Raw genomic sequence first — 17,879 nt, forward strand, 5'->3', positions numbered from 1 at the left:
TGGTTTTTAGTGTTCGGAAATTTCGAATCTTAAAATTAATTAAAAATAATCTGACAATTGCCTTACCATAAATATCATCAACATTCTATCTTAAACCTTCTCCACAATCTTCTTCGGCAAAATTTTCATCAGCTGAGGTTTCTGATTTTTTTCCAATAAAATAAGCTTCCAGTTCTTGTTATCCGCTGAAATAGCACAGGCTTTCATTTTGGTATTGATGATGTAATAATCCCCTTTTTGAACATGCTGTACATTTCCATCGCCAAATTGCTTGATAATAGACTGCCGGATTTGCTGTTTCATTTCTTCGGCTACCGGAAGCTGAGCCCAATCGATTTTCAGATTCATTCTGATTGAATAATCGGTGACAGAGAAATATTCATTACCAATTTTTTCCGGGTTTTCAACACGATGAATAATAAACTTTGTAACATCCGTTTTTAAATAAGGATTGTCATAAGTGAAATTGAGCATCTGCTGCATCTTATCCTTTGAAGTAATCGTAAAATACTTAGGATGAATGAGCTCAACGGTAGTATTAATATTTTTTGTCTGTAAACTCCTTGCAAATGAAGCCAATGTTTTTTTGATCCCGGCAACGGAAGTGTTATCTTTTGTCTGGCTATAAGAAAATAGAGAGAATAAAGATAGTAGAATGATAAATACTTTTGTTTTCATAGGTGTTGTTTGTTATTGTAAACGTTTTTGCAATTCACTTTCACGGATCGCTTTTTCAAGTCTTGACAGTCTGGTTTTTTCCTGTTTGGCACTCATAATCCAATGAGTAATGACTTTTTTATAAGACGGGGCTTGATTAATGAAAAATTCCCAGGCTTTTTTATTTGCTTTGAATTGTTTTTCATAATCAGCATTCAGATCAACGGTTTCTTTTTCATGAGAATATATCCTTGATTTTTCTTCTTTTCTTAATTCAAAAGCTTTTTGTCCGGCAGAAGTCATCAAACCGACTTTGGTAAGTTCTTCTACTTTTTTGATATTGATGGCGCTCCAAATGCTTGTCGGTTTCCTTGGGGTAAAACGGATAGAGTAGCTTTGTTCATCAATAGACTTTCTTACCCCGTCGATCCAGCCAAAACAAAGCGCCTGATCCACCGATTCAGACCAGCTCATGGAAGGCTTTCCGCTTCCTACTTTATAGAAACCGACTAAAAGTTCCTTTTCTTGCTGATGGTTTTCTTCAAGCCATTTCCTAAAATCCTCCTGGTTGGGGAAAAAAGTTGCTGACATGTTGTATTGCGTTTGGTGATTTACTTAATGTGTCATTATAAATGGTAATCCGTTACAAAAGCTTCGGGCTGAAATGAAATTTCAGCCCGAAGCTATAATATAGAATAGTTTGCTTTCAAGGACTCTGTCTCTGAATTCATAATTTGTTTTTAAAAGAACACTGAATTACAATACATATAAATTATGTAAGGAGTTTTAAGGAGAAGATAGAGCTTAATGAATCTTACTTTTAGTATGTAAAATATTTTCCAATACAGAAAACTGCTCATCGGTAAGATTTTTTAAATATATTTTGCGTTGTCCGCCAATAAGATAATGCGGATAGTAAATTAATTCAATATTATTTTTGTTGATTTTAAATTCTCTCAATAGAGCAGGTCTTTTAGTATTGACTTTATTAGAATTGGAAAATACTAAATTAATTATCCGGTCTGGAAGGATATGGAAGTTTTTTGAAAATAGGAAGATTGAATTTGAGTTAATAAGTATATCAAAGCTGCACCACTGAATACTTTTTCGCAAAAATCCATTTCTTGTAATGATAGTGCCACTGATATTCTTTAGTTCTTTAGAATCGAATTGCCTGTAATTTGAAAGAATATTCTTTTTTTGAATTAAAAAATACATACTGTAAATGATAATCCATAGAATAACAATTGAAATAAATGGAAAAGGAAACTTAAATAAACTCTCAAACATGTATTAAATAACTTTTACATTGGATAACGGTAATTTAAAATAAAAAGTACTGCCCTGATTCAAGGAACTATTCACTCCAATCTCACCATACTGTTTTTCAATAAAATTCTTGGAAATGGCCAAACCTAAACCTGTTCCGTTCTGCTGTTCTCCGGGAACCTGGAAATAACGGTCAAAAATTTGACGGTGGTATTTTTCATCAATTCCATTTCCGGAATCTGCAACACTGAATCTAATCATTGAATCCGATTTTGCCACAGTGACCTTAATCGTTTCATCCTGGAAGGAGTGTTTAATGGCATTGCTTAGAAAATTATTCATTACCCAAACCGTTTTATCAAAATCTGCCGAAATAAAATCCTGATCATCCAAAAGATACTCAGGACTGATAGAGATATGCTTTTGTTCAGCCAGTTTTTCAACATTTTTAATGGAAGCCTGAACAATCTCTTTTGGAGAACATTGTTCAATATTTAATCGGATGTTACCGCTTTCCACCTGGGATAAATTCAGAAGTTCTCCGGTAATGTCCAGTAATCTTTGTCCATCTTCATTAATGCTTTTCAAAAGCTCTTGCTGCTGTTCGTTCAGCTCCCCGAATTTCTGATTGTTCAAAAGCTGAACACCCATTTTGATAGCAGAAATAGGCGTTTTCAATTCATGAGAAATAGTGGCAATGAAGTTGGTTTTCGCGAAATCAAGTTCTTTAAAAGGTGTGATGTTTCTTAAAAGAATCACTTTTCCGATATATTTTTTCTCTTTTTCACCGGTTTTCACAATATTGATCGGGATAATATCCTGCTCAAAATAATTTTCCTTATTATCAGTAACAATTTTAATGGGTTCTTTAATCGGGTGGTCAATATTTTTAAGAAGTTCTCTGATCAGATCATTATTCACGGCCACTTCATGAGCGGTTTTCCCGATGATTTCATCTTTCCTCAGATTGGTAATCTTTAAGGCTTCATCATTGATCATGTAGATAAAATGATTTTCATCCAGTCCGATCACTGCATCATGCATATTATTGACCAGCGTTTCGATACGTTTTTTATCCATCAATTGCTTGGAAAGCGTGCTGCTTTCATATTCCTGAAGCTTTTCAGCCATCACATTAAAGGAATTGGCAAGATCATTAAATTCTTCACTCCCCTTAAAGTGTACCCTTTCATTATAATTCTTATTCGCAATCTGCTTGATACTGAAATTGAGCTGATTGATAGGTTCCGCAATGGTTTGAGGTAAATTGAAAAGAAGGATAAAGGCAATCAGAAAACATACGGTACCCAGACTTACAATCCAGAAAGTGGCATTTTCAGCAGTAATGATCGCGATGTCACTCTTTCTTTCAATACCTTTCATGTTCAGGGACATGATCTTCATCAAATCTTCGCGGATCAGTTTCTCTTTTTCGTAATTCGGTTGTTTCAGGTATTCATCAAAATGAAGGCTCAAATTTTGAGTGGCTTCCTTTTCTCCAAATTCTGTCAGGTTTTTTTCCTGTAAAGCATTGTATTTCTGAAAATCCTTAATGGCAACCGCACTGTCTGTACGTATCTTATCCAGTGCCAATAACATATTTTTAGAAAACTCAATACTGTTATAATTTGCCGTAAGGATCTTTTCTGTATCCGATTTCAGTTTATTGATGTACACCGATGCGATCACTGAAAGTAAAACAATCAGTAGAAATAAAAGACCAACACCAAGTGTGAGTTTCGTTTTAAGTTTCATCACTTCTAAGATAAAATAATAATATCGATCTGCTTCTCATTCAGCCTGTTCATCAGCGTATAGATCCAGCTGTATCCTGAAATTCTCTGCCAGAATTTTGCATGAGGTTTTCCAATACAAACTGTGGTGATATTGTGCTGAAGTACATAATCCAGGATTCCTTTTTGCACACTGTCTTCTTTTACCCGGATTACTTTAGCGCCCAATTCCTGTGCTAAGTTAAAGTTATTAATCAAAAACCGTTGCTTATTGAGCGCTATTTTTTCGAAACTCTCGGAAGGTTTCTGAACATACAGAACAGTCCACGGACTGTTATAATAACTGGCTAAACGGGCTGTTTTGCGGATAATATTTTTAGAAACCGTTTCATTGCTGCTGATGCAGGCAAGGAATTTTATAGGCTTGAAATTCTCTGTTTTGATTTCAGTTTCCACCTTCCTTTCCACATGAGTAGCAACCTCTTTTAAGGCCAGCTCCCGGAGCTGTAAAATATGGCCACTTTGGAAAAAATTGGTTAAAGCTGTCTGTATTTTCTCTTTTTTATAAATTTTTCCCTCTTTCAAACGAGTTAAAAGTTCATCCGCAGTCAAATCTATATTCACCACTTCATCGGCAAGAGCCAGGATTTTATCGGGAACGCGTTCCGAAACCTCAATTCCGGTGATGGTTTTCACTTCTTCATTTAGGCTTTCAATATGCTGGATATTCATCGCGCTGATCACATTGATTCCGCTATTGAGAATCTCCAGAACATCCTGCCACCTTTTTTTGTTTTTGGAACCCTCTACATTGGTATGGGCTAATTCGTCCACTAAAACCACTTCCGGGTGTTCATTGATGATCGCCTGAAGATCCATTTCTTCAAGACTTTTTCCTTTATAGAAAACAGATTTTCTGGCAATTTCAGGGATTCCCTCTGCCAGAGCTACCGTTTCTTCTCTTCCGTGGGTTTCTATATACCCGATTTTCACGTCAATACCATTCCGCATCAGAGAGTGAGCTTCCTGAAGCATACGAAAGGTCTTTCCGACACCGGCACTCATCCCGATGTAGATCTTGAATTTCCCTTTTCTGGATTTCTGAATAAGCTCTAAAAAATCTTTGGCTGATGACATTGATCTTATCTTTTTTAATTTGAATTTCTGAAACATAGATATTGTTGGAAGCATGAAGCTGGAGGCTGGAAGTTAATCAACCAACTGTTTTATTTCCATTCTCCAACATCCAGCTTAACGGCTCATTAAAACCAGGCTGCAAGACTCGTTGTAATGAAGAAACTTCCTTTTTGATATTCGTCCTTTTTCATAAAAATGGCATCTTTTGAAGTGAATCCTCTTGCTTCTGTACGGAAAACCACATTTTTCAGAATGGCATAATCTACATTCAAAGAATATCCGAAAGTCTGAAAACCATTTGGCGTTTCTGTACTAATGATGACCCCGTTTTTATCGTTGTAATATTCTGCTCTTCCGGCTAAAGCCCATTTCTCATTAAACTGATATTTCATTAATATGTTGGGACTGTACCAAAGGTTATAACTTTCGCTGCCTTTAAATTGTTGTTCTGCTCCTATATCAAAACCAAATAATGCGGAAAACTTGTCCGTCAATTGGAAATTTCCATACAGATCATGGAAGTACCGCATCTTTTTTTCTTGTTTAGGCTTGTCGTTTCCAATAAAAGAACTGCTGTTCAATGTTATTTTATCATTCGGTTTATAAGTCACCTGGTGTCCGAAAGAAATACTTTGGTTACCCTCTGCTTTGGCTATTCTTTGCCATCCGTTTAAAACCAGTCCGCTTACGAACCATTTTCCATTGTCGGAAGTATAAGAAATTTTGGCTCCTGTTTCAAAATAAGGCGAATTTTCAGCAGCAAAACTCCTGGTCAGATTCACATTATCTTTTCCTATCGCACCTTCCCAACCAATATGAGAAGGCATGATTCCCGCATCGATCCAAATGTTTTTATTTTTTGAAATTTTCACCCCTACATTGGCTTCGTTGACATATCGTAAAGCATCCTGTTCAGCCATTAAATTGTCTTGCGCATATGTTCCTGCCATCAAAGCAATATTCGCTCGTAATTTTTCACTCTGATAAGCCGCTTTTACAAATCCCAGGTTCAAATTAACTTCATTATGTCTGTTATACGAATAAAGAAAGTTTTGACGCATATGATTGGCCGGTTCATTGAAATCATACGTATAAAATAATTCAGCATACGCAGAAAATGTAACCTGATGATTGGCTTTCAATGAATCTGAAGTTTGCGCTTTTGATGACAATGTTCCCAATAAAAGGGTGGTAATGATATATTTTTTCATGTGGGTCACTACATTATTTTAATTCGTCCAATGCGATGTTAAGTTGTAAAACATTCACTTTTGAAGGACCGAAAAGGTCTAAAAATGGAGCTTCTGTATGATTTTTCACTAGGCTTTCAACAGTCTTTGCTGAGAGATTTCTTTCTTTGGCTATCCTTTTCACCTGATATAAAGCTCCTTCTTCTGAAATATCAGGATCAAGCCCACTTCCGCTTGCCGTAACCAGTTCAACGGGAACTTTTGCATTTCCCATTTCCGGATTTTGCATTTTCAATGTATCGATTCTTTTCTGTACCGTTTGAAGATATTCTTCATTGCTTGGCCCCTTGTTGCTCCCTGCACTTCCGGCTGCGTTATAATCAACCGCAGAAGGACGGCCGTGAAAATATCTTGGAGATTTGAATTCCTGCCCGATATTGGTATAAAACTTCTGTCCTTTATAATGAATGGTTTCTGCATTACCCTGAGTAGGCAATACTTTTGAACCTGCATATACAACAGCCAGATAGATCCCTGTAATAATCAACATCACAACAGTCAGTTTCAATGCTGATATCATATAATTTTTCATATTTTAAATTTAAAAGAATAAGCTGATCAACAGATCAATAATTTTGATTCCGATAAATGGTGCGATAATTCCTCCCAAACCATAGATCAAAAGGTTTCTTCTCAACAAAGCACTTGCCCCGATGGGCTTATAAGCAACTCCCTTCAAAGCCAATGGAATAAGAATCGGAATAATGATCGCATTGAAAATAATGGCTGATAAAATGGCAGATTCAGGACTGTGAAGATTCATGATATTCAGTTTTTGAAGAGCCGGGATAAAAGTGATGAAAAGAGCCGGAATGATGGCAAAATATTTAGCCACATCATTCGCAATACTGAATGTGGTTAAAGTTCCTCTTGTCATCAGCAATTGTTTCCCGATTTCTACAATTTCAATCAGTTTGGTAGGATCATTATCAAGGTCAACCATATTCCCTGCTTCTTTGGCGGCCTGTGTTCCACTGTTCATGGCTACTCCTACATCGGCTTGAGCCAGAGCAGGAGCATCATTGGTTCCGTCTCCCATCATAGCCACCAGTTTCCCTTCCTGCTGCTCTTTTTTAATGTAGTTCATCTTATCTTCCGGCTTCGCTTCTGCAATGAAGTCATCTACTCCTGCTTTTTCTGCGATATATTTGGCCGTTAAAGGATTATCTCCCGTTACCATCACTGTTTTCACTCCCATCTTTCTTAGTCGCTGGAAACGCTCCTGAATTCCTGTTTTGATAATATCCTGAAGCTCAATAACACCCCATACTTTTTCATTCACGGAAACCACCAAAGGGGTACCACCGTTTTCAGCAATTTTAGTAACGGCATTCTGAGTTTCCTGTGGGAAATTGTTCCCTGCTTTTTCAGTCAGTTTTTTTATCGTGTCATAAGCACCTTTTCTGATTCTCGTATTTTCAAAATCTATTCCTGATGTTCTGGTTTCGGCGGTAAAATCAATATAAGTTGGATTGGAAATAATTAAATCTTCCGTGTTTAGCTGGCTTAATTCAATAATTGATTTACCTTCCGGAGTTTCATCTGCAACAGAGCTTAATGCAGAAGCTTTAATAAATTCTTCAAGCTGAATATTGCTTGCCGGATGAAATTGAGTGGCTTTACGGTTTCCGATGGTAATAGTTCCGGTTTTGTCAAGCAAAAGAACATCGATATCTCCCGCAGTTTCTACCGCTTTACCACTTTTTGTGATCACATTGGCTCTTAAAGCTCTGTCCATTCCGGCAATACCGATTGCAGAAAGCAGGCCTCCAATCGTTGTCGGGATCAAACAAACGAAAAGTGAAATAAAAGCGGCAATAGTGATCGGAGTCTGCGCATAATCTGCAAAGGGCTTAAGAGTCACTGTCACAATAATAAATGTAAGAGTGAATCCCGCTAAAAGTATGGTTAATGCAATTTCGTTAGGTGTTTTCTGTCTTGAAGCCCCTTCTACAAGAGCGATCATTTTATCAAGGAAAGATTCTCCGGGCTTTGTGGTAACTTTTACTTTGATTCTGTCTGAAAGTACTTTGGTACCTCCGGTCACAGAACTTTTGTCACCTCCGGCTTCTCGAATTACCGGTGCACTTTCTCCTGTGATGGCCGACTCGTCAATGGTAGCAAGACCTTCGATGATCTCACCATCCATCGGAATCTGGTCTCCTGCTTCACAAAAGAAAATATCTCCCAGCTTCATTTCGGCAGACTTTTTCAAAATAGTTTCTACCTGAAATCCAGGTTGGTTATCAATAACCAGTTTTGCCGGGGTTTCTTCACGGGTTTTTCGTAAAGTATCTGCCTGGGCTTTTCCTCTAGCTTCTGCAATAGCTTCTGCAAAATTGGCAAAAAGAACCGTGAAGAATAAAATAATGAATACTAAAAAATTATAGAAGAAGCTGCCTTGTGTTTTGTCTCCCGTTAAGCTGAATACACTTACGATGAGCATCACAATTGTTCCAATTTCTACCAGGAACATAACAGGGTTTTTAAACATGATTTTAGGATTCAGCTTAACGAAAGACTGTTGAATGGCCTCGTTCACCAAATCTTTTTGAAACAATGTCTGTGATTGATTTTTCATTGCTTTGAATGGTTTACATCTATTTTTATATTATTTAGAAAAGTATTGAAGCTGTTCCGCAATAGGGCCTAAAGTAAGAGCAGGGAAGAAGGACAATGCTGCGATCAGAAGGATCACGGCTAAAGTCATGAACCCAAATGTAGCGGTATCCGTTTTCAATGTTCCTGCACTTTCAGGAATGTATTTTTTCTGTGCTAAAAGCCCTGCAATGGCAATAGGACCGATAATTGGGATGAATCTGGATAAAAGCAGTACAATTCCGGTTGAAATATTCCACCATGGCGTATTGTCACCCAATCCTTCAAATCCGGAACCGTTATTCGCGGAAGATGAGGTAAATTCGTACAGCATTTCACTGAACCCGTGAAACCCGGGATTATTGAGTGTTTTGGCTCCGAATTCCGGGAAATAAGCCGTTAAAGCGGTTCCTGCCAGAATTAAAAAGGGATGGAATAAAGCAACGATCATCGCAATTTTCATTTCTTTAGCTTCAATTTTTTTACCTAAAAACTCAGGTGTTCTTCCTACCATCAGGCCACTGATGAATACAGCGAGAATGATAAAGATGAAATAATTCAGGATTCCGACACCACAACCTCCGTAGAAGCAATTGATCATCATCGCAAGAAGCTGGTTCATTCCTGAAAGTGGCATTGTACTGTCATGCATGGCATTTACAGACCCCGTTGAAATCACGGTGGTAGCAATACTCCAATAGGCTGAAGCCGCACTTCCGAAACGGATTTCTTTGCCTTCCATAGCTCCTAAATGGTTGTCTGCACCCATTTGGGTGATCAGCGGATTTCCATGGGTCTCATTAATGATATTAGGAATAGTGAGTGCCAGAAAGCCAATAGTCATTACAGTGAAAATCGTCCAGGAAAGCTTTCTTTTATTCAGGTAAAACCCTAAAGCAAATACTAATGCGAATGGAATGATCATCTGCGTTACCATTTCCGTCATATTGGTCAGATAATTAGGATTTTCCAACGGATGTGCTGAATTGGCTCCAAAGAAACCACCACCATTGGTTCCTAAATGCTTAATAGCGATAAATGCCGCGGCAGGGCCTCTGGAAACATCCATTTTCTGACCTTCCAGAGTTGTGATATGATCTTTCCCTTCAAATGTCATCGGGCTTCCGTTTGCAGAAAGGATCAATGCAACCACAATACTTATAGGAACCAGTATTCTGATGATAGATTTAGTGAAAAAATCATAGAAATTACCTAGTTCTGTCGTTGTTTTATCTTTAAAAGCTTTGAAAAGGACTGCCATTGCTGCCATTCCCGTTGCAGCTGTTACAAATTGAAGAAACATCAGATACATCTGGCTTAAATAACTTACCCCAGTTTCTCCCGAATAATGCTGTAGATTACAGTTAACCAGGAAAGATATGGCTGTATTAAAAGCAAGATCAGGAGACATGTCAGGGTTCCCGTCAGGATTAAGTGGCAGCCACGATTGATTGAGCAAAATGAAAAATCCGATAATGAACCACAACAGATTAATGGTTAACATCGCATACATATTTTGCTTCCAGGTCATCTGTTTATGAGGATTGATTCCTGAAACTTTATAAATCAATTTTTCTATCGGAGCAAAAACCGGATCTAAGAATGTTTTCTTATAACCATATACATTGGCAATATATTTTCCCAGGAAAATACCCATAACCAAGGTAATGACAAACATGGCAATAATGCCCAAAATTTCTGTATTCATGATTAAAATTCTTCAGGTTTCATTAAGACATAGCAGATGTACATAAAGGCTAAGATTGAAAGGAAAAATAAACTCCACATATTTTATATTTTATCAAAGAATTCAACAGATTTATACAATAGCCAGAACATAACGATACAAAGGAGTATCAAAACAGTTAACATCATGACAGTTTTACAATTAGGGTTAATACAATAAGTACGGCATACCATGCCATTAAAAATCTAAAACCGGATATCCCGGTTTTCCGAGGTTTTTTTACAATCGTCATTTTTTAATATTTATCTGAGCACTATATGCCAAAAGAAATTCCAATTCGAAGTTTTTTATTGTAAGTAGTTTTAAATGAATTATTTATCACTGTTTTGTTCCAGTGGGAAAAATAGAAAAGCCTATCAAAATGATAGGCTCGTTATTAAAATGATAAGATGTATTATAGTTATTTATACAGACTCATGGCTCATAATTTATAACTCAAAACTATTTATCTCAATCCGTATTCTTCCAGCTTGCGATAAAGGGTTGCAATCCCGATTTCCAATAGTCTGGCCGCTTCCGCTTTATTACCTTTCGTGTATTGCAGGACTTTCTGGATGTGATCTTTTTCTAAAGATTTTATGCTTAATGAATCATTATCAGAAGTGCTTTTATCCGCATAATGAGGAAGGCTTTCTGCATCCAGCACATTATCATTCATCAGAATAAGGCTTCTCTCAATGGTATTTCTCAATTCACGGATGTTTCCCTTCCAGTCGTTTTTTTCCAGGGTTTTATAATATTCCGGGTTAACCTGAACGGATGAAATATGAAGTTTATTTGAAAAAACATCGATGAAGTTCTTAGCCAGCGCTTTTAAATCTTCTTTACGTTCCCGAAGCGGAGGAAGGCTGATTTCAAATACATTCAATCTGAAATACAGGTCTTCCCTGAAATTTCCCTGTTTGATTTCATCCTCCAGGTTTCTGTTGGTAGCAGCGATCAATCTGAAATCAGACCTGGAAACTTTCGTTTCACCCATTTTGATGAATTCTTTGGTTTCCAATACCCGAAGTAATTTCGCCTGAAGCTCGATCGGCATTTCCCCGATCTCATCCAGAAATAAAGTTCCGCCATTCGCTTCTTCCACCAATCCCTTTTTATCTTTTGTGGCTCCTGTAAAAGCGCCTTGCTTATGTCCGAAGAGTTCACTTTCCAGAATTTCCTTACTGAATGCGGAGCAGTTGATCGCTACAAAATTATTTTTCTTTCGTTCACTTCCTTCATGAATGGCATTGGCAAAAACTTCTTTTCCGGTTCCTGTTTCTCCGGTTAAAAGTACTGTAGCATCAGTCAGTGCCACTTTCTCCGCCAGTTTTTTAGCTTGGAGAATAGCCGGAGAGTTTCCTATGATCTGGTTGAACCCTTTTTGAGACGTATTTTTCTGAACAATTTTAGACCGGTTGTCTTTTCCTTTTTCCAATGCCTTATATACCAAAGGAATGATCTTCTCATTATCATCCCCTTTGACAAGATAATCATAGGCCCCATTTTTCATTGCCTGAACGGCATCCGTGATATTTCCGAATGCGGTCATTAAAATAATTTCCAGGTGAGGATATTTGGATTTGATGGATTTTATTAGGTCGATTCCAAAGGCGTCCGGAAGACGGACGTCACTTAAGACGACATCAAAATCATATTGTTCAAGCATAGTAAGAGCTGAACGGGCTGTGGAAGCTTCTTTTACATTGAAATTTTCCTGAGAAAGGATCATTCCTAAAAGTTTCAGGAGTTTAAGCTCATCATCGATGATCAGAATGTTTCCGGACATGGTGCGAATTTTTGGAAAACTAGTGCAAACTTAAGTAAACTTATATAAACAAAATGAATGTTGTTGAGTTTTTATTGAAAAGGATCCCGATCTCATTTTTTTTAATTAACTTAGTTCTCCTGAAAAAGCATCGGCTTAGTGCCATTTTAACCGCATTTTCGATCTTAAAACACACACTCCGCCCATACTTTTCCATTTCATGTTTCATACTTGATAATGCAGCAGTTTGAACATTCTTCAATGAACGAATTCTAGATAAACTAGAGTAGACTGGAATTTTGATTTCCGGATTAAACAGGTGAAAATTTTAAATCGAAATAAAATGGAACCACAATTAGAAGAAATACGCGAACAGCAAAAGGCTGCATGGAACAAATTCTCCTCCGGTTGGAAAAAATGGGATGATTTGACCATGGATTTTTTGAAACCAATGGGCAATGAAATCATTCGCCTGCTTACCTTGAAAGATACGGATGTGGTACTGGATATCGCGTCCGGAACAGGAGAACCGGGTCTGACGATTGCTTCTGCTGTACACAACGGAAAAGTGATTATGACCGACCTGGCAGAAGATATGCTTGAAATTGCCAGGGAAAATGCTGCACGAAGAAATATCAAAAATATTGAAACCATCGTCTGCGATGTCTGTGAGCTTCCATTTGCAGACAATACATTTGATGCAATCAGCTGTCGGTTTGGCTTCATGTTTTTCCCGGATATGTTGATAGCTGCCAACGAAATGGTTCGGGTTCTCAAACCCGGAGGGAAGTTGGCCACTTCAGTCTGGAATGTACCTGAAAAAAATTTCTGGGTTACCGTTACGATGGGGGCAATCAATAGAAATATTGATCTGCCTGTTCCGCCAGCCGGGTCACCAGGGATGTTCCGTTGTGCCAAGGATGGATTGATCTCTGACTTGTTTTTACTGGCAGGTCTGAAAAATATTTCTCAAAAAGAGGTGGCAAGCCAGCTGAATTCAAAAACTGCAGATACCTATTGGAGCATGATGACAGAGGTGGCAGCTCCGGTTGCTGCCGGGCTTGGTAAAGCGGATGAGATAACAAGAGAAAAAATTAAAAGAGAAGTGTATCAGGCATTAGATCAACAATATCCTGACGGAAACATTGTAATTGATGCAAGTGCTCTTGTTATTTCCGGTGAGAAATAATTTATCCAATCGGATGAACAAGTGGAGACCAGAGACCACTTATAAATAACGGGGCGGAACCGAAAAGCCATACGAGTAGGAACTAAAACCTCAAGTCATGCCAAAATATGTAATTGAGAGGGAAATTCCCGGAGCAGGAAAATTAACTGCAGATCAATTAAAGTCTATTTCGCAAACCTCTTGTGGAGTGTTAAGTAAAATGGGAACTCAAATCCAATGGCTTCAAAGTTATGTGACCGGCGATAAAATTTATTGTGTTTACATAGCACCTAATGAAGAAATAGTTCGTGAACACGCAAAACAGGGTGGATTTCCAGCCAATTCAGTCAATGAAGTGGCTGCCATTATTGATCCGACCACTGCTGAATAAGATAATTGCAGTTATTAACTACTATACTAATGGACAAAATATTGCCCATCATAAGGATATTTGGGTTACCAGATTGCAGTTTGGAAATCTTTCTGCGATCAGTACTTTATCACATCAAATGCTTGAAAAAATTATCAACTTTCACTTCTGATAGCTGGACAGATGTTGTTGGTACTCCGTAAGGAATCAGGCGGTCAATCAGATTTTCAAGGTGTGAGCTGTCAGACAAAATACATTCTGCAACCAGGCAGTATTCACCCGTTATGCGTTTACAGCTTAGAATTTCAGGGAATTTTGATAAATTATCGAGGAATGTTTTAAACTCATCATTCCTGAATTTTAAACTCATGACAACCTGTAATCCATACCCCAGTTTTGAAAAATCTATTTCTACACCGAACTGTTTGATGACTCCATTTTCAACCAGATTCAATACGCGTTCTTTGGTAGCTGATTGCGACAAAGAAATTTTTCTTCCGATTTCAGCATAGCTCAGCCTGGAATTTTCATTCAGAATATGAAGGATTTTGTAATCATATTGATCTAAAGTTATTTTCATTGCGATTGTATATTAAATAAATTAAATTGGGTAAATTTAATCATTTTTACCGTGAATTCCGTTTTGATGAAAATTTAATAAAAACGAACTTTGAGTGAGTATAAAATCAAAAAAATGACAAGAATAACATTCTCTGAAAACGGAAATACTGCATTTGAAAAACTGATTGGCCACAATGTGGCTATCCTTCATAACTGGGATCAGCTGGAAGAGGCTTTTTGGCAAAATACCTCATTAGACAAAGATCTGCTGGAACAGGTCCGCAGAACAATGGCGTTTGAAAATGGCTGTGAATACTGTATGGTAAAAGGCGGAAAACCTGATTTTGATTCCTCTGAAATGAAAATTTCTATAGCTGCAACGTTTGCAGAATTGTTTTGCAAAGACCACCATTCCATTGTAAGCGGCCATTTTGATTTGTTGAAAGAATATTTTACGGATCAACAGATTTCAGAATTATGCACTTTTATCTCTTTTATCAATGCTTCTCAGAAATTGGGTAAAATTTTTAATCTGACAGAAGATTTTCAAGCCCATGCGGTTGTACAGCTAAAGGATCTTAAGTAATTCACTTTTTCAAATATCATTATAGATACAAGAGTAAATAAAAATACATAGCATCTCTTTCTATTCCTTACATTTGTATAGCATTCAGGATAAAAAGAATGATATGGATTTATATATGACAGATAAAAGGCACAGGGAAACATTCCATACTGATAAAAACAATTACGAATATACTACAGTAACCCACGACGAAAATAAAGTAAGGATTTATACGCTGAAAAACGGACTGAAAGTTTTTCTTGCACAGAATTTTGATGCACCAAGAATTCAGACCTTCATTCCCGTAAGAACCGGAAGTAATAATGACCCAGCTGATAATACAGGTTTGGCGCATTATCTAGAGCACATGATGTTCAAAGGAACTTCAAAAATCGGAACCCGTGATTGGGAGAAAGAAAAAATTCTGTTGGATCAGATTTCTGAGCTATACGAACAGCATAAAGCAGAACCCGATCCTGAAAAAAAGAAAGAGATCTACAAAAAGATAGATGAAATTTCACAGGAAGCAAGCCAATACGCTATTGCAAATGAATATGATAAAATCATTTCTTCGTTAGGAGCCAGCGGAACCAATGCGCATACCTGGTTTGATGAAACAGTGTATAAAAACAATATTCCGAACAATGAACTGGAAAAATGGCTGAAAGTTGAAAAAGAAAGATTTTCTGAAATTGTTTTACGCCTTTTTCATACAGAGCTGGAATCCGTTTATGAAGAGTTTAACAGAGCTCAAGATAACGATACAAGATTGGTAAGCTATGAGCTAATGAGTGCTCTTTTTCCAACCCATCCCAACGGACAACAAACAACACTGGGAAGACCGGAACACTTGAAGAATCCTTCCATGAAGGCCATTCATAAGTATTTTGATGAATATTATGTTCCTAATAACTATGCGATGGTTTTAGTTGGGGACCTGGATTTTGAAGAAACCATCCAACTTGTTGATGAATATTTCGGAGCTATTCCTTACAAAGAATTGCCAAAGAAAACCCCAATTATTGAAAAGCCATTAACTGAAATTGTAAAAAGGACGGTTAAAAGCCCAACTACACCAAGAGTTCAATTAGCCTGGAGAACAGATAGCTATGGAACAAGAGAAGCCATGATGGCGGATATTATGGTGAATATTTTAAGTAACAGAGGTGAAGCCGGATTACTGGATCTCAATATTAATCAAACACAAAAAATGCTTTGGGCACAGGCTTTTTCTGTGGGCTTAAAGCAATATGGATATTTTTCTATTGTTGCTGTTCCAAAGGAAACACAAACTTTGGATGAAGCCAAAGATATGGTTCTCGAGCAACTTGAGTTGGTGAAGAAAGGAGAATTTCCTGATTGGATGCTTCCTGCCATCATCAATGATTTTAAGCTTCAAAGAATGAAAGGATTGGAAACGGCAGAAGGTTTAGCCACCAATCTTTATGATACCTACATCAGAAACAGAACCTGGGAACAGGAACTGAACGAAATGGATGAATATGAGGCTTTTACCAAAGAAGATATCATTAAGTTTGCCAACGAATTTTTTAAAGATAATTACGTTGTTGTTAATAAAGAGAAAGGTGTTAATGACAAGCTGGTAAGAGTTGAAAACCCGGGAATCACTCCTGTGAAGATCAACCGTTATGCTCAATCTGATTTTTTACAGCAGATATTGTCTGAAAAAACGGAAGACATTCAACCTGAATTTATAGATTATCAAAAAGAAATTACTACTGACAAGATCAAAGATAAGAAACTGAGCTTTGTTAAAAATAAATACAATGATGTTGCGCAGGTTCATTTTATTTTCCCTTTTGGAAGTGATCATGACAGAGATCTGGGAGTTTCCACTCAGATTCTACAATACTTAGGAACAGAGAAGTTTTCTCCTGAAGATCTCAAGAAAGAATTTTTCAAGATCGGGGTAAGCAATGATTTTAAAACGACTCCGGATCAGCTTCTGATCTCATTAAGCGGGTTGGAGGAAAATATTGAAAAGGGAATTGATTTGCTTCAGCATTGGATGTATGAAGTAAAACCTGATCAGGAAATTTACAAGCAGTTTGTCGATACCGTTTTAGAAAACCGCGAAGCGGTGAAAAAGGATAAGAACCGGATCATGACTGCATTAACCAATTATACAAAACTGGGTGCATTTTCACGTTTTACGGATATTATTTCCAAAGAAGAATTACAAAACAGCAGGGTAGAGATTTTTGCAGACAGAATGAAAAAGCTGTTCAAATTTCCTTATGAAATTTTCTTCTATGGAAAAGATCTTGAAAGTTTCAAAGGGTATATTGAGAAATATGTTGAAAATGAAAGCTTTAGTATCCCTGAACCTAAAAAATATCCTGAACCGGAAACCTCCGGAAATGTTTATTTTACTGGCTATGACATGGTACAAATGGAAATGAGTAAAATAGGAAGAGGTAATAACGTTAATACAGCTGATTTCGGAAAAATCAATGTTTTTAATGAATATTTCGGAAGAGGTTTATCATCTATTGTATTCCAGGAAATCCGTGAAAGTAAAAGCTTAGCTTATTCGGCTTATGTTTCTTATGCTGCCAATGCAGAGCTCGGACATCCGGATTATGTGACGACTTACATTGGAACGCAGCCGGATAAACTTCAGATTGCAGTGGACACTATGAATGATCTGATGAATGAGCTTCCGGAAGTTCCGATCCAGTTTGAAAACGCAAGAAACGCAGCACTGAAGCAGATTGCATCCACCAGAATTACAAGAACCAATATCTTTTTCAATACGCTGAAATTAAAAAAACTGGGAATTTCTTATGATTTCAGAAAAGATATTTATCAACAGATTCAAGGGATGAAGTTTGAAGATATTAAGCAGTTTTATCAGACTTCTATCAAACCTTTACATTTCAATACAGCGATTATCGGTAAAAAAGAGAATCTGAATATGGAGGCCGTCCATCAAATGGGAACCTTTAGAGAGGTGACTTTGGAAGAAATTTTCGGATATTGATAATAAAAAAGAGGCTTTTAAAAGCCTCTTTTTTATTTAAACAGTTTCGGCGGCGCAAAGCGCCGCCGAA

Annotated in this window: 14 protein-coding genes; 4 read left to right on the forward strand and 10 right to left on the reverse strand. The window is 37.2% G+C overall.

What is annotated here, in order from left to right:
- Nucleotides 1-90: 90 nt before the first annotated feature.
- The 9 genes from EGI05_RS09770 to EGI05_RS09820 all read right to left on the reverse strand — a co-directional run bounded on the left by EGI05_RS09770 (nt 91) and on the right by EGI05_RS09820 (nt 12,162).
- Nucleotides 91-678 carry a hypothetical protein gene (locus EGI05_RS09770; RefSeq protein WP_123262878.1) on the reverse strand — a complete coding sequence of 196 codons (588 nt, stop codon included), beginning with the start codon at nt 676-678 and terminating at the stop codon, nt 91-93.
- Between the two features lie 12 nt (nt 679-690).
- A complete protein-coding gene (locus tag EGI05_RS09775; protein ID WP_123262879.1) occupies nt 691-1,248 on the reverse strand; it encodes a YdeI/OmpD-associated family protein in 558 nt (185 codons plus the stop codon).
- Nucleotides 1,249-1,950: 702 nt separating this feature from the next.
- Nucleotides 1,951-3,681: a HAMP domain-containing sensor histidine kinase gene (locus EGI05_RS09785; RefSeq protein ID WP_123262881.1), complete on the reverse strand. Its 1,731-nt coding sequence runs from the start codon at nt 3,679-3,681 to the stop codon at nt 1,951-1,953.
- 5 nt (nt 3,682-3,686) lie between these two features.
- A complete protein-coding gene (locus tag EGI05_RS09790; RefSeq protein WP_123263369.1) occupies nt 3,687-4,796 on the reverse strand; it encodes a sensor protein KdpD in 1,110 nt (369 codons plus the stop codon).
- Between the two features lie 125 nt (nt 4,797-4,921).
- Nucleotides 4,922-6,007, reverse strand: coding sequence for a porin (locus tag EGI05_RS09795; protein WP_185144969.1), 1,086 nt, complete (start codon nt 6,005-6,007; stop codon nt 4,922-4,924).
- Between the two features lie 13 nt (nt 6,008-6,020).
- A complete protein-coding gene (kdpC, locus tag EGI05_RS09800) occupies nt 6,021-6,578 on the reverse strand; it encodes a potassium-transporting ATPase subunit KdpC (protein WP_123262882.1) in 558 nt (185 codons plus the stop codon).
- 9 nt (nt 6,579-6,587) lie between these two features.
- Nucleotides 6,588-8,627, reverse strand: a complete 2,040-nt coding sequence (gene kdpB / locus EGI05_RS09805; RefSeq protein ID WP_123262883.1) for a potassium-transporting ATPase subunit KdpB — start codon at nt 8,625-8,627, stop codon at nt 6,588-6,590.
- A 30-nt stretch (nt 8,628-8,657) separates the two neighbouring features.
- Nucleotides 8,658-10,352, reverse strand: a complete 1,695-nt coding sequence (kdpA, locus tag EGI05_RS09810) for a potassium-transporting ATPase subunit KdpA (protein ID WP_123262884.1) — start codon at nt 10,350-10,352, stop codon at nt 8,658-8,660.
- A 484-nt stretch (nt 10,353-10,836) separates the two neighbouring features.
- The gene (locus EGI05_RS09820; RefSeq protein ID WP_123262885.1) at nt 10,837-12,162 is read right to left on the reverse strand and encodes a sigma-54-dependent transcriptional regulator; all 1,326 of its coding nucleotides are present in this window, start codon (nt 12,160-12,162) and stop codon (nt 10,837-10,839) included.
- 322 nt (nt 12,163-12,484) lie between these two features.
- On the opposite strand from EGI05_RS09820, the gene EGI05_RS09825 reads away from it, so the two are divergent.
- Complete coding sequence (locus tag EGI05_RS09825) at nt 12,485-13,330, forward strand: class I SAM-dependent methyltransferase (protein ID WP_123262886.1); 846 nt, start codon at nt 12,485-12,487, stop codon at nt 13,328-13,330.
- Between the two features lie 97 nt (nt 13,331-13,427).
- Nucleotides 13,428-13,700 carry a DUF4242 domain-containing protein gene (locus EGI05_RS09830; protein WP_123262887.1) on the forward strand — a complete coding sequence of 91 codons (273 nt, stop codon included), beginning with the start codon at nt 13,428-13,430 and terminating at the stop codon, nt 13,698-13,700.
- Nucleotides 13,701-13,809: 109 nt separating this feature from the next.
- Here the strand turns inward: EGI05_RS09830 and EGI05_RS09835 are convergent, their stop codons facing one another.
- Complete coding sequence (locus EGI05_RS09835) at nt 13,810-14,259, reverse strand: Lrp/AsnC family transcriptional regulator (RefSeq protein ID WP_123262888.1); 450 nt, start codon at nt 14,257-14,259, stop codon at nt 13,810-13,812.
- Between the two features lie 114 nt (nt 14,260-14,373).
- Between EGI05_RS09835 and EGI05_RS09840 the strand changes: the two genes are divergently transcribed.
- Both EGI05_RS09840 and EGI05_RS09845 read left to right on the forward strand, forming a co-directional pair.
- A complete protein-coding gene (locus tag EGI05_RS09840) occupies nt 14,374-14,826 on the forward strand; it encodes a carboxymuconolactone decarboxylase family protein (protein WP_123262889.1) in 453 nt (150 codons plus the stop codon).
- Between the two features lie 103 nt (nt 14,827-14,929).
- Nucleotides 14,930-17,809: a M16 family metallopeptidase gene (locus EGI05_RS09845; RefSeq protein ID WP_394337979.1), complete on the forward strand. Its 2,880-nt coding sequence runs from the start codon at nt 14,930-14,932 to the stop codon at nt 17,807-17,809.
- Nucleotides 17,810-17,879: the final 70 nt, after the last annotated feature.

The organism is Chryseobacterium daecheongense (assembly GCF_003729955.1).
Classification (GTDB): domain Bacteria; phylum Bacteroidota; class Bacteroidia; order Flavobacteriales; family Weeksellaceae; genus Chryseobacterium; species Chryseobacterium daecheongense.

Coding starts and splice junctions, on each gene's coding strand:
- EGI05_RS09770 (WP_123262878.1), bottom strand. CDS start 678: ATGAAAACAAAAGTATTTATCATTCTACTATCTTTATTCTCTCTATTT.
- EGI05_RS09775 (WP_123262879.1), bottom strand. CDS start 1,248: ATGTCAGCAACTTTTTTCCCCAACCAGGAGGATTTTAGGAAATGGCTT.
- EGI05_RS09785 (WP_123262881.1), bottom strand. CDS start 3,681: ATGAAACTTAAAACGAAACTCACACTTGGTGTTGGTCTTTTATTTCTA.
- EGI05_RS09790 (WP_123263369.1), bottom strand. CDS start 4,796: ATGTCATCAGCCAAAGATTTTTTAGAGCTTATTCAGAAATCCAGAAAA.
- EGI05_RS09795 (WP_185144969.1), bottom strand. CDS start 6,007: ATGAAAAAATATATCATTACCACCCTTTTATTGGGAACATTGTCATCA.
- kdpC (WP_123262882.1), bottom strand. CDS start 6,578: ATGAAAAATTATATGATATCAGCATTGAAACTGACTGTTGTGATGTTG.
- kdpB (WP_123262883.1), bottom strand. CDS start 8,627: ATGAAAAATCAATCACAGACATTGTTTCAAAAAGATTTGGTGAACGAG.
- kdpA (WP_123262884.1), bottom strand. CDS start 10,352: ATGAATACAGAAATTTTGGGCATTATTGCCATGTTTGTCATTACCTTG.
- EGI05_RS09820 (WP_123262885.1), bottom strand. CDS start 12,162: ATGTCCGGAAACATTCTGATCATCGATGATGAGCTTAAACTCCTGAAA.
- EGI05_RS09825 (WP_123262886.1), top strand. CDS start 12,485: ATGGAACCACAATTAGAAGAAATACGCGAACAGCAAAAGGCTGCATGG.
- EGI05_RS09830 (WP_123262887.1), top strand. CDS start 13,428: ATGCCAAAATATGTAATTGAGAGGGAAATTCCCGGAGCAGGAAAATTA.
- EGI05_RS09835 (WP_123262888.1), bottom strand. CDS start 14,259: ATGAAAATAACTTTAGATCAATATGATTACAAAATCCTTCATATTCTG.
- EGI05_RS09840 (WP_123262889.1), top strand. CDS start 14,374: ATGACAAGAATAACATTCTCTGAAAACGGAAATACTGCATTTGAAAAA.
- EGI05_RS09845 (WP_394337979.1), top strand. CDS start 14,930: ATGGATTTATATATGACAGATAAAAGGCACAGGGAAACATTCCATACT.